Here is a 15,072-nt window from a genome sequence, read left to right on the forward strand (position 1 = left end):
TTCTTTTTTGATTAACGCCACCAAATCCAAGTCCAAAAGTAATTTCGTATATTTCGAGGAGTAATGCGTATGAAACGTTCACCGTCAAAGAAACAATTTAAATTTGGAAGTGTTTCATCTGGATTTTCTGGAATGAAGGTGACGATATTTTCGTTACTTGTAATGGTTACTGTGATTGGTGGATCGGTAGGAGAGACTTGAAGTTGTAAAGAAACGTTTGCCGTGTTTTTAAATTCATTATTAATAGGGGGACTTATCACTTGTACTGTGAATAACACGATAATTGTTTCGTTCGGTTCCAAATTAGTAGCGACTAGGAAACCGATATTCGGATTCGCTAGTGGAGAGCGTTCCCCATTAATGAAGACCGTACCGTTCATAAATTGTAAACCTGCTGGAATGGTGTCTTGTAATGAAATATTTGAAAGTGAAATCTCGGAAGTATTCGTAATACGCACTGTATAATCAAAATATTGGTTTAAATAAGCAGAGCTGACGGAAGCATTTTTTATCACTGCTGCCGTTATAAATTGAACTGGTATACGAACAATATTCGAATTGACAATGAAAATAATAATTGGATCCTGTGGTGTCAATTGGAAAGCAGCTGTAACTGTTGCGGAATTGATAATTGTACTGTTTGAAGGGATAGAAGTTACGAGAACTTTAAATGTTATAGTTGCTACTCCATCTGCCGATAAGGAACCAATGTTAATACCAGTGTCTGGTCGAATATTTGGAACCGGAGTACCGTTAATTGTTACACTGTTTTCTATAAATGTTGTACCAGCTGGAATCATATCTAAAACGGAAGTACTTACTGTAGGAATTGGGGAATGATTAAATACGTCTAGTGTGAATGTAATAATATCCCCTATAACGACAGAAGATTTGTCAGCATTTTTCTCAATGCGCACCATTGGATCAACGATCGTTGTTGTAACGGTATTTGTTTGCTTTGTAATTGTAATAGGTGGTTCATTCGGATCAATGGTAACAGTATAGGAAACAGAAGCGTCGTTATTGATAGCAGTTTGAAGAGTCGAAGAAGATATTGTTACTTGGAACGTAATGACAACAGATTCATTAGGAGCAAGGTTTCCTAATGGAATACCATTTTCAGGATTCGCATTAGGCTGATTGATCCCGTTAATCGTAACACTGCCAGTAATGAAAATTGTATCTACTGGTACGGTGTCTATGGCAAGAAGGTCTTCAATCGTTACATTACCGCTATTAGTAATTGTAATTGTATACGTTAAAGTTTGACTAGGTAATGCATTCGTGGCATTAACAGATTTTATGGCAACGACATTATCATTTTGGACAGTTGTTGTGACAGTATTTGTTGTAGTCGTATTTGTAACAGGTAAGTTATTTGGATTGACTATATAGTTAAAAGTAGTAATTGCTTTGTTGTTGAGTTCATTTGGTGTTGGAATAGAAGTTACAGTTACTTGGAATGAAGCGATGGCATCTCCACCTACAATTATAGTACCAATTGGTATGCCACTTACTGGATTAACTCCCGGAACAGTTTCTCCGTTTACAATGACACTATTTTCTATAAACGTAGTACCTTGAGGAATAATATCTTGAATGACTACATCATCTGCTGAAACATTACCAGTTTGATTTAGTGTAATCGTATACGTTAACGTATCACCGACCGTTGCAAATGCAAGGTCAACAGTTTTATTGCTATTTAAATTCGCGTGATGAATTTCTGTTACGGCAGCTGATGAAATAATAGTTTCGGTAATAGGTGGCCTATCTGGTACCGTGTATTCATATTCAATTGTACTCGTGTTAGAGATTGGATTTGTTTGCGGAATGGAAGTAACCCGGACTTGGAATAGAATAGTTGCTGTCGTATTAGGCGGAATGTTATCAATTGGTATACCGCTAAGTGGATTGTCATTTGGCCGAGCGTTGCCATTCACAATAACACTATTCTCTATAAAGCTCGTATTTGCTGGAATGATATCAGTAACGATAATGTTTTCTACTTGTATATTCCCATTGTTTGTGATGGAAATTGTGTAAGGGATGATAGTTTGTAGGTCAGCGTATTGGATAGGCGTTGTTTTTGTTGCAATTACATTAGCAGAAATAACTTCAGTGAAGGTAATATTACTAGTCGATATTTGTTCTTCACCATTAATTGTATAACGAGAAGTGGATTGATTTTGAATACGACCGCTAGCTGGAAGAGCTAACACAGTAACGGAAAACGTGACTGGGATAGAAATGTTAGGAGCAATCTTTCCTACAAGTATACCGGCACTTGGATTGGCGTTAAGCTGAGGAGTATTATTTACTAAAACGCTACCGTTTATAAAGGTTGTTCCATCAGGAATATTGTCTGTAAATACAACCGCAGTAGCATCCGTATTCCCTGCATTCGTTAAAGTTGTTGTATAAGTTAAAATGTCACCAATCGTTACAGAAGTTAAATCAACAGTTTTCAGTGAAACGATATCAGCGTCATTAATTTGAACGAAAGTAGTATTGGAAGTAGTAGATTTTTGAATTGGTGCAAAGTCAGGATTGAAAATAAAGTCGTAGACGATGTTTGCAGTATTAGGTGTTGGATTTACAGCAGGTAAATTCGTAACGGAAACTTGGAATGTTATTGTTGTCGATTGACCTGACGCGATATTAGGAATGGAAAAGCCGATATTCGGATCTGCTGCAGGAATTATAGTATTGTTAACTATTACACTTCCAGGAATAAATACAGTTCCATCCTCGATAGTATCTGTAAAAAAGATGGAGTTAGTTGTAGTCGATCCATTATTTTGAATGAATACTGTATATTCAATGGTTTCATCAATGTTAGCTAATACTTTATTAGAGGATTTTGTAGCGATAAGAATAGCATCAATAAATTGTATATTTGTAGTATTGGAAGAGGTCGTTTCTGAAATTGGTGGTAAGCTTGGGTCTGGTTGATACTCATAGTGAATGACGGCGATATTATTAATGTTATTTTGAGAAGGTATAGAGACTACATTTACTTGGAACGTAACAATAATCGTATTATTTGGAAGGATAATACCAAGATTGATACCGGTAATTGGATTTTCGTTAGGTCTTGGTATGCCATCTACAAGGATGCTATTTGGAACGAATGTGGTGCCAGCAGCAATTGCGTCAATTAGGAGAGTATTTGTAATAGGTACTGTACCAGCGTTTGTAACGGCGACTGTATATGTGATGATTTGACCGATGCGTGTAATGGATCTATTGGCGGATTTAATTGCACTAACATTTGCCGTCCGCACTTCCGTGTTTACTGCATTTGATAACGATCTACGCTGAATAATCGGAGAGCTAGGGTCAATTTGGTATTCGTACGAAGTGTCTGAAATATTAATGACTGTATTGCCGGACGGTATATTTGTAAGTTGTACTTGGAATGAAATAGTGACTGTTTCATTTGGTTGTATCGTGCTGAGAGTTACTCCGTTTTCAGGATTCGCGCCAGGCTGAATCACATTATTTATTGATAAGCTATCTTCAATGAATATAGTACCTTCTGGAATGTTATCAATAAACACGGTATTGTTAGCTGGAATGGTTCCTATATTTTGTAGTGTATTTGTATAGGTAATAATTTGCCCAATTGATACGAAAGTTACATCCGCGCTTTTAACAGAAATAATATTTGCATTTTGAAGTGATGTTGTAACAATGTTAGAATTTGCAGAGCGATTCACCGGTGGAGCTGTAGGAATACTTACATATTGGTAATTTGCAGAAGATTGATTTACAATTTCGGTTTCAGTAGGTGGATTGTTTGTTTGCACTTGAAATAGTATCGTTTTGGAACTGTTTGTTGGAATTGTTCCAAGTGGTATTCCGTTTTCTGGATTTACACCTGGCTGCAGGACACCGTTAATTGTGACACTATCGGGAACGAATGTAGTCCCAGCTGGAATAGAATCTGTAAAAATAATATTTATTGCGTCAACATTGCCGATATTTTTCACTTCAGAAATATAAAGTATAGTTCCGCCAATATCTACAGTTATTGGATTGGACGTTTTTGTAATTGTCAATTGTGCTTGCACAAAATTTGTAATGACAATATTACTTGTAGATGTTTCAGTAATAGGCGGCTGGCTTGGATCTGGTTGAATTGTATATGTTGTATTGGCTTGATTTGTAATAGAATCTTGCGAGAATGAATTATTAATAAGAATTTGAAACGAAATAAGGTGAGTAGCGTTTGCTGCAAGGTTAGGCAAAGTAACACCTACGTTTGGATTGGCACCAGGTATAGCTGTTCCGTTAAGTGTAAAACTATTTTCTACAAATGTAGTCCCATTTGGAGTAGAATCTAAAAATGAGAGATTAGTTGCTGAGATATTTCCGTTATTTTCTAATGTTATCGTGTAGGTCAAAATATCGCTAGTTGTTGCTTGTTGTGCATTGACTGCTTTTAAAGAAATGATAGTCGCATCTGAAATTTGTGTGGATGCTGGATTAGAAGTAATTGTACGAGAGATGATAGGAGAGGTTGGATCGGCGATAAAAGTATAGTCAATACGGGCTGTATTAGAAATTGGATTCACGCTTGGAATGGATTGAACGATAACTTGGAATGTGACGGTGACAATTTCTGACGGCGCGATGGCGTTTAATGGTATCCCTACGTTTGGATCGGCACCTGGAACGGAAACGCTATTAATGGTCACGCTATTAGGAATAAATGTAGTTCCTTCTGGGACCAAATCTGTTAAATTAACTGTATTTGCAGTTGTATTTCCGTTATTTTGAACGACTACTGTGTAAGTGATTGTACCGTTAGTAGATTGTACGAGAGAATCTGTATTTTTAATTACGGATAACGATGCATCAACGACAGCTGTATTAACCGTATTAGATGAGGATGTTGCTGTAACTGGAGGTTGACTTGGATCGACAATATACGTGTAACTTGTAATGGCTTGATTTATAATCGCCCCTTGCGGTGGAATAGAACTTGCAAGAAATTGGAACGTAATAGTAGCAAAATCACCTGGTGCGATAATACCAACTGGAATACCGAGAGTTGGACTTGCATTTGGAAGTGACATTCCATTTAACGTAACGCTATTTGGAACGAATACTGCACCTACAGGAACTCCGTTTATGAGCAATACAGAATTTGCAGGGAAATTTCCAGTATTCGTTAATGTTGCTGTATACGTAATTATATCTCCGATGGATACGATTGATCGATTTGCTTCTAAAACAGTAGTAACGGTAGCGTTATTAATTTGTGTTGAAGCGCCATTAGAATTTATTGTGCTTGTAACAGGAGGAGCTGCCGGGTCAACAATGAATGTGAATTGAATAGATCCAACGTTTGTAATTGGGTTTGAAGGTGGAGTAGATGCAACCATGACTTGGAAAGTAACAGTTAAGGAACTGTTCGTACTAACGGTTCCGATATTAACCCCGTTATTTGGATCTGCCCCTAGAATGATACTTCCATTTACAGAAAAACTATTTTCAACAAAGGTCGTTCCAGCTGGAATAAGATCTGAGAAATTTAAATTCGTAGCGTTTGTATTGCCGCTGTTTTGAATCAAAACTGTATAAGTGATTGTGTCTCCGATATTTGCAAAGGCTGTGTTAGCAGTTTTTACAGCTGAAAGTATTGCTGAATTAATAGAAGTAACGAAGACGTTCGTTTCCACATTGCCAGGCTGGGCTTGTAATGAATTGCCTACGTTATATTGGAAGTTAACAAATCCTAAGTTTTGGAGTTCAGGTGTGAACGTTGTTGGATTGCTTACGATTTGCACTTGGAACATAATTGTTACGATTTGATTTGGAGTTATTGTATTTATGCCAACACCGTCAATGATAGAAGCGGATGGTAATGAAGTGCCATCAACAATGACTGATCCTGCAACAAATTGTGTCCATGTCGGTATAGGGTCTGAGAAAACAACGTTGTTAGCAGAGATATTTCCTGTGTTCGTAATAGTAGTTGTATACGTAATCGTATCACCGATAGTTGCAAAAGCTTTATCTCCTATTTTAATAGTGTTTAAAATAGCACTTTCAATTTTTGTTGTAACGCTGTTAGAAGTAATATTTTTTGAAACTGGAGGATTTGCTGGATTAACGATATGGTGGAAGCTAACGCTAGCTTGGTTGGAAATTGGATTTATAGGCGGAATTTCATTGGCATTAATATGAAATGCTACGATGACAGATTGGTTTGGCGCGATATCACCAATTGGAACACCTGTAATTATATTTGCATTTGGGATGCTAATTCCGTTAAGTGTAAAACTATTCGGTTCAAAGGAAGTTCCGGCTGGAATAAGGTCGGTAAAAATAACATTCGTTGCACTAACATTTCCGCTATTTGTAATTGTAACGGAGTAGACGATATCTTGCCCGATATCTACCGTTTCCGCATTTGAATTTTTTTGTGCAGTAAGGATAGCGCTATTAATTTGGGTTGTCGTTGTATTCGATTGATTGGAAGTTGTAATAGGTGACTGGCTAGGATCAACGACATAATGATATGTGGTAGAAGCAAAATTAGAAATTGGATTAAGTGTTGGAAGTGTAGTAACAGTTGCTTGGAATGTAACGATTGCCGTATTACCCCCATTAATTGAACCTATGTTTACACCAGTAGACAAATCAGCGTTTGGAATGGTTTGCCCATTAACTGTGAAACTGTTTGGAATGAAACTTAAATTGCTATCAAGAATATCGATAATAGTTACATCAGTTGCAGCCACATTCCCTGTATTAGGAAGGTTAAGTGTAAATGTTATTGTATTACCAACATCCGCAAAAGTAAGATTTGCTGTTTTTGTACTAATAATATTTGCGTTGTTTATTTGAAGAAGTGTAGTGTTGGAGCTAGCTGTATTCGATACCGGCGGATTACCTGGATCAACAGTAAACTCATATGTCGTTGATGCTGTATTCGGTGCTGGATTAATAGGTGGAATGCTGTTCACTGTAACTTGAAAGACGATACTATATATTTCATTTGGTGGAAGTGCTGCAAGTAATACACCTGTATTTGGATCCGCATTAGGTTGTAAAATGCCATCGACAGTTAATGTGTTAGGAATAAATGTGAGTCCACTTGGTAATACATCTGTGAATACAATATTAGTTGCATCCGTATTGCCTACATTGGCAATAGAAGTAGTGTAAAAAGCAGTTTGCCCAACATCTGCAAAGGATAGACTTTCATTTTTCGTCATAGATAATATAGCTTCTCTAATTTGTGTTGAAACAGGATTACTAATTGAAGTTTCTGCATCAGGCGGTGAGACTAATTGATACGATGTTGATGAGAAATTTACAATTGGATTTTCGGTTGGTAATGACGCCACGTTTACTTGGAATGAAACAGTTACTGTAGACCCAGCTGTTATAGGCCCAATATTTACACCGTTCGATGGGTCCGCACCACTTTGAGAAACCCCGTTAATAGAAAATGAGTTTGCAATAAATGTAGTTCCGCTCGGCATTGTATCTGAGAAAATAACATTTTGTGCGGATGAGTTTCCATTGTTTGTTAAAGTAACAGTATAGGTGAGTGTGTCTCCAATACGACTAAAGGATTTATCGACTTGTTTTAATGAAAGAATGGTAGCTGTGTTAATTGTAGTGAACACTGTGTTTGAAGTAACATTTCTTGAAACAATTGGTGCATTTGGATCAGCGATAAATGTGTAAGAAGCAGTAGCGGAGTTGGCAATGGGATTTTGAACAGGGGTGGAAGTAGCGGTAACTTGAAATGCTATAGATATTGAGCTGTTAGGAGCAATTGATCCAATCGTTATACCTGTATTAGGATTAAGACCAATTTGTGTGATGCCATCTATTGTAATGCTATCAGTAATAAACGTTGTACCATCTGGAATAAGGTCAGTGAAAGTAATGTTAGTTGCATTTGTATTACCACTATTCTTTAAAATGGTCGTATAGGTAATGGTATCACCTAGTGTTACAAGCGTTTGATCGACTGATTTTACCATCGTTATCATGGCATCTAGTACAGGATTTGTAACGATATTCGTTGAAGTAGAAGTTGTAATAGGAGCTCCGCTTGGATCAACAGTATAAGAATATAAAATTGTGTCATTATCCATAATCGAGCTTGAAGGGGGAATAGAAATAACATTTACTTGGAAAGTAACAGTTACTGTTTCACCGGGTGCGATATTTGGTAAATTTACTCCAAGTGCTGGTTGCGCACCAGGTTGCTGAACTCCATTTACTGTAACTGAATTTGGTATGAATGTAGTGCTAGCTGGAATAGCGCTTGTGAATGTTATATTCGTTGCTGCTGTATTCCCTGTATTTGTAATAGTAGTGGTATACGTAATCGTATCTCCAACAGACACTATAGATTTATCAGCACTTTTTGTTGTAGTTAATATTGCACTATTTATTGTCGTAGTAACGGTATTAGATGAAACGGTTTGTGTTATAGCGGGTTGACTTGGATCAACAATATGCTGAAATTGTATAGAACTAGAATTAGAGATTGGATTTATACTTGGAATGTTTGTTACAAGTACGTTTATCGTAATAGTAGCCGTGCTACCGGGGTTTATATTTCCAATCTGAATTCCACTCGCTGGATTTCCAATTTGCTGTGTACCAGAATCGCTTGTAAGAGTCCCGGAAATAAATGTCGTTCCATCAGGCAAAATATCCGTGAAAATTATATTTTGTGAAGTGACATTTCCAGGGTTATTTAATGTAATTGTATAAGAAATTGTATCGCCGATCGTTGCGAAATTTTTATCCGCGGATTTAACCGCTACAATTTCCCCGGAATTTATTTGTGTCGAAACAGAATTGGATGTTGTACTTCGTGAAACGAGTGGTAAATTAGGTCCTGTCATAAATTGATAATTAATAGAAGCACCGTTTACAACCGGTGAGTTTGGTCCCCCAGGCCCAATTGTGAAAATTGGATTTGGAATACTAACTACTTGCACGCGGAAGGTGACGTTTATAAAATCTCCTGCAATAATATCTCCAATTGGTATCCCATTCGCTGGATTTACTCCAGGTAATAAAACCCCACCTACTCGAACGCTATCTTCTATAAATACTGTATTATTTGGAATCGGATCTGTAAAAATGATATTAGTAGCAGTCGTGTTCCCTATATTTTCTAATAAAACAGTATACGTTAAAAATGAATTTCCAGGTGCTACGTCAGAAAAGATACGATCCACACTTTTCGTTGCTTGAATGATTGCTTCATTTATTTGAACTAAGACCGGATTACTAGTAGCCGTTTCTGTAACAGGCGGCTCGGTAGGGTCAATAATGATAGAGTATGTTGTACTAGATTGGTTCATCGTAGGGTTTGAAGCTGGTATTGAACCGACAATGGCTTGGAAACTAATGGTTGTCGTTCCTCCAACTGGAATTGGGTCTAAAGGAACCCCGTTATCTGGCCTAAATCCGAGTTGTGGGGTGGTATTAATTTGTACGCTATCAGGAACGAATGAAAGTTCAGGTGGTAATATATCGATAAAAACAGGTGTGTTTGCAGTTGTATTTCCGTTATTAGTGAGAGTAGTTGTATACGTAATTGTATCGCCAACAGCAGCAAATGCACTGCTCGCAGTTTTTGTTGCGATAACGGAAGCAGTATTTACTTGTGTAAAAGTTTTATTGGATTTAACTGTTCGTGAAACAGGTGGTTCATTAATATCTACAATAAAATTATATTGAAGCGATGATTTATTAGGGATTGGATTAGGATTTGGAATCGTTGTAATGTTTACTTGAAAGCTGAGTATAACTGATGCATTTGAATTTATGTTACCGATATTGATACCATTTTGTGGATTTGCATTAGGAATGGTTGTTCCATTTACTGTAAAACTATTTGGAATAAACGTTGTACCATCTGGAATTAAATCTGTAAAAATAACATTGTTTGCGGTAGTGTTACCGGAATTAGTAATGGTAGAAGTGAAAGTAAGTGTATCTCCAATAGTAGCGAATGTTGAATTGACAGTTTTATTTATAGATAGAGTAGCATCAATAATTGGAGTAACCGTTGTGTTTGTAATTGTACTACCAACAGCAGGTGATTGGTTTGGGTTCACTGTATATTCATAATTTACAAGGGCATTATTTGTTAATGTGCCACTAGGCGGTATCGCTAAAATTTGTGCTTGAAAAGCAATAAATACAGTATTACCTGGTGGAATATCTGCTAAGTGAATACCAAGTGATGGATCTAATCCTGGTTGTGGAACATTATTGATAGTTACGGAGTTTTGGATAAATGAAGCTCCTGCGCCAAGCCCATCCGTTAAAACATTTGCACTAGCAGGGATATTACCTGTGTTTGTAACTGCAATCGTATAGGTAACGATATCTCCAATTGCAGCTGTCGGTGTATTCACTGATTTAGTAGCGACGATCGTAGCGTTATTAATTTGAGTTGTTATTACGTTACTTAACGCATTGGCAGATGCAGGAGGTAAGTTAGGATTTACGACATATTGGTACGTTGTATTACTTTGGTTCGGGATTGGATTTGTACTAGGGATGGAATTTACTATTACTTGAAATGAGATTGTTGTATTTGTATTGGGGTTTATTGGATCAATTGCTACGCCATTTGCTGGATTTATATTAGGGAGTGTAGTACCATTTACTGTTACACTATTTGGAATAAATGAAGTCCCACTTGGAATGGCATCTGTAAATACTATATTTGATGCAAGTGTATTCCCGTTATTTGTTAAAGTAGTCGTGTACGTAATAATATCATTTACGTTAGCAAACTGTTTATCTGCAGATTTTGTAGCGGCAATTGAGGCGTTATTAATAGTTGTCTGTACCGTGTTAGAAGCCACCATCTGCATTACAGCTGGCTTGGATGGATCGTACGTATATTGGAATGTTGTGCCTGATTGATTCGTAATCGGATTTACAGCAGGGATAGTTGGTACAAGAACCTGGAATGCAACGGTTCGTGATGAATTCGCTCCTATCGTACCGATAAAAATACCGTTAGCAGGATTTGCATTTGCTATAGGGACATTGTTAATCGTTACAGTATTAGGAATGAACAGGGTACCCGCTGGAATGATATCTGTAAACGATACATTAGAAGCAGGGATATTCCCGTTATTTGTTAAAATAGTCGCATATAATATGACATCACCAACATCAGCGAAATTTGTACTCGTTAGTTTTGTAGCAACAATATTAGCAGTATTAATTTGTGTAGTTACTATATTACTAGTAGCGTTTTTCACAACAACAGGTAAATTTGGATCAGCGATAAAGTTATATTGAAGTGAAGCGCTATTTTGAATTGGATTTGGTGAAGGTAGCCCATTTGCACTTATTTGAAAAACAATCGTTGTAAAACCACCTGCAGGAATGGAGCCGACTTGAAGGCCGGTACTTGGGTCTGCACCTAGCTGTAAAGCGCCACCTATAAAAATACTATTTGGTACGATAGTGGTGCCGGAAGGGATTATATCGGTAACAACAACATTGTTTGCTGTAGTATTGCCAAGGTTAGCTAAGGAAATTGTATATGTGATTGGTTGCCCGACATCGGCAATAGTTAAATCTACCTCTTTGACAATAACTACATTTGCTAAATTAATTTGTGTACTTACAGTATTACTTAAAGATGTTTCTATAATTGGTGGATCACCTGGATTTAGAACGAAACTATACTGTGTACTCGATGAATTAGTTGTTGGATTTTGGGCTGGTAAAGCAGTGACAGTTACTTGATAAGAAACGGTAATTAATCCGCTAGCAGGAATAGAAGGTAACAGGACACCGATATTTGGATCTGCATTGTTTTGCAAAACGCCATTAATAAGAAAAGTATTTGGAATAAAGGTAGTACCATCTGGATTTATATCTATGAAAGTAGGATTATCAGCAGAAACGCTTCCTGCATTCGTTAAAATAACGGTATAAGTTAATATATCTCCAACAGTAGCGAACTCTCGATCCACTGATTTTGCCGAAATTACATTTGCATCATTAACTTGGATAAATGTAGTGTTTGTAGTTGTGTTTGTACTTACAGGAGAAGCGTTTGGATCAACGATAAAGTTATAGGAGATGGAAGCGCTATTCAAAATAGGATTAGGATTTGGAATACTAGTTATTAATATTTGGAATGAAGCTGTAATTGTAGTATTAGCATTGATGCTACCAATATTGATGCTAGCTGGTGTTGCGCCCGGCTGAGTAACACCGTTAACTATAACACTGTTCGGTACAAAGGAAGTGCCATTCGCAATGGAATCGGATAGTAATACATTGTTCGCTGTAACATTTCCATCGTTTGTAAGAGCAAAGGTGTAAGTTAATACATCTCCAACTTCCACAAACGTTTGACTTACAGATTTATTAGCATGAAGATTGGCTAGTCTAATTGTTGATGTAACAGAATTAGAATTTGCTGTTTTTGAAGTTGGTGGCAGGCTTGGATTTACAGTGTAAATATAAGAGGAGAAAGCGTTATTAATGATAGGATTTTGTGCAGTAATGTTAATGACTGTTACTTGGAAGGATAAGGTGAAAGTAGCTCCACCAGGAATTGTGCCGATAGGTAAAGCAACGAGAGAATCTACATTTTGCAAAACTCCGTTGAGCGTTACAGAACCTAATGTTAATATCGTTCCATTTGGAAGTGGATCTGTTAGTTGAACGTTATTGGCGGCCGTATTTCCACTGTTTGTAATAAGGATTGTATAACTTATCGTTTCGCCAATTGTGGCAAATTGTTTATTTGTAGACTTTGTTAATGTTAAATTCGCATTGTTAATTTGAGTAGTAACGACGTTAGAAGAAATGTTTTTCATAATGGGTGATTGGCTAGGGTTAACGGTGTACTGATAAGAAGCGCTTGATCTGTTAGATATGGCATTTGACGCGGGTATTGTGTTTACTACTACTTGAAATGAAACACTTTTGGTTGTGCCAGTTGGGATGGATCCTATGTTCACACCATTAGCGGGATTAGCGCCAACTTGTGTCGAGCCATCTATTGTTAAACTGTTTAGGACAAAAGTTGTTCCTGTAGGAATGACATCTGTAAAAATAACATTGTTCGCATTCGTATTACCTGTACCTGTAAAGGCAACAGTGTAAGTCAGGGTATCGCCAATATCTGCATAGTTTTTATCTACTGCTTTCGTCATTGTTACAGTAGCATTATTCACTTGAGTGGAGACAATATTTGTCGTATCAGTTCCACTTACTGCCGGCTGATTTGGTACAGGAATGTATTGATATGTTGTTGTACCACTATTTAATATTGGATTTGTTTGGGGGATAGAAGGAACGAATACTTGAAAGGAAATAGTAGTAGTAGAATTTGCAGCAATAGATCCAATTGATATACCATTAGCGGGATTTGCTCCAGCTTGAGTAACTCCGTTAACAGTTACACTCCCTGGAATGAAAGTAGTCCCGCTAGGAATCGGATCTGTATATATAACATTAGTTGCAGCGATATTTCCTATATTAGCTAAGGCAATACTGTAAGTTAATGTTTCACCAATATCGGTAAAAAGTTTGTTAACTGATTTTGTGCCATTAATATCTGCGAGGTTAATTTGTGTTCCTGCAGAGTTACTTGTTGCAAGACCGTTAAAAGTCGTTCCTCCGGCAATCGGTGTATATTGAAATGTAATATTCGCAGTGTTAGAGATAGGATTTTGACTTGGAAGAGAAACGACAGTCGCTTGGAAAGCTACTGTACGAGAAGAGCCATTATTAATTGTCCCCAGAGATATACCGGCGACCGGATTTGCGTTTGTTTGTGGTACGTTATCTATCGTTACGCTTCCAGGTATAAAGGAAGTACCGTTAGGGAGAACATCTGTAAAAGTAACGTTATTTGCAGGAAGAAGCCCGGTGTTAGGAACAGTAACTGTATAGGTTAGAATATCTCCAATTGTAGCGACACTTTTATTCACGCTTTTAGTTGCTTGTATATTAGGTGAGTTTATATTGATTTGTAAACCGACTGTATTTAACATATATGCATCCCCGTTAGTAGTTAAACGAATTGAGGCAGATACTTGGGAATTTGTTAAATAAGGAGAAATATCAATGGAAGTAATGTCCCATCCTTGTCTTCCAGCGGAGATATTTGTACTTGTAGAGGCACTCTGGTTTCGCGTTCCAAATGTACCAGTTGTATCTAAGTTCCCTGCAGCATTATTAATTTGAGAACCGAAGAAATTATTAACAGCATTATTTGGCCCAGATAATGCATTTAATGAACTGAAATTTGGTCCAAATAAAGCTTGATCCCCAGTTAAATCAGCATCCCCTTCAGTAGAACTTAAAAATAATCTCCCGCTTACAGGTCCCCCGGCAGGTGTTAAAAACCCTGAGACAGATACATCTGCACTACCGGTTTCTACAGAAACGCGGTTACCAGCTACGTAAATTGTTAAATTTCTTGCGGGTAAGGAACCGTTTTGATAAGCGACAATAAGCGTCCATCCTGCAGAATTAATGGCTCCATTAGAAGCGTCTAAAGGATCTACAAGTCCAGGAACAGAACCTGTTGTATAAGATCCAGATCCAGCAGCTTGAACGAGTGACGTTACATCCGCTGATCGTGTGTAAAATCCAAATGTGACAGATCCAGAAACGAATGTTTGATTTGAAGCTGTAACAGCCGAAGGGGTAATTGAGTATGTTGACACAGGTGTTGTAAAAGAAACGGGGTTTCCTAATACACTCGTAATGTTTTGATCCCGAGATAAATAGTTTCCACCCCAAACGAGTTCTGCGTAAAGAATAGTACTACCAGCAGGGATATTCAAAATAGCGGTAGAACTATTTTGTGTATAGTTTAACGTTGTACCTGCAGGAAAAGTAGTTACTTGTAAAGCGGTATTCGTAGTTACGAATGCACCAATTGCACCGATTGTACCAGCACGGTTTAGATTGCTAATTTTACTTAAACCTAGTGTGTTTCCTGTAATAGCGAGTGCGCCGTTAGTGGTGGTAGAAAATCGATTCGTAATGGGCATGTTGTCACCTCATTTACAATATAGTCTT

Annotated in this window: 1 protein-coding gene; it reads right to left on the reverse strand. The window is 37.3% G+C overall.

Features of this window, described 5'->3' with window-relative positions; translation table 11 throughout:
• Window positions 1-11 precede the first annotated feature (11 nt).
• A complete protein-coding gene (locus MHH59_RS07975) occupies window positions 12-15,044 on the reverse strand; it encodes a DUF11 domain-containing protein (RefSeq protein ID WP_340851036.1) in 15,033 nt (5,010 codons plus the stop codon).
• Window positions 15,045-15,072: the final 28 nt, after the last annotated feature.

It is taken from the genome of Bacillus sp. FSL E2-0195 (genome assembly GCF_038003645.1).
GTDB classification, from domain to species: domain Bacteria; phylum Bacillota; class Bacilli; order Bacillales; family Bacillaceae_G; genus Bacillus_A; species Bacillus_A mycoides.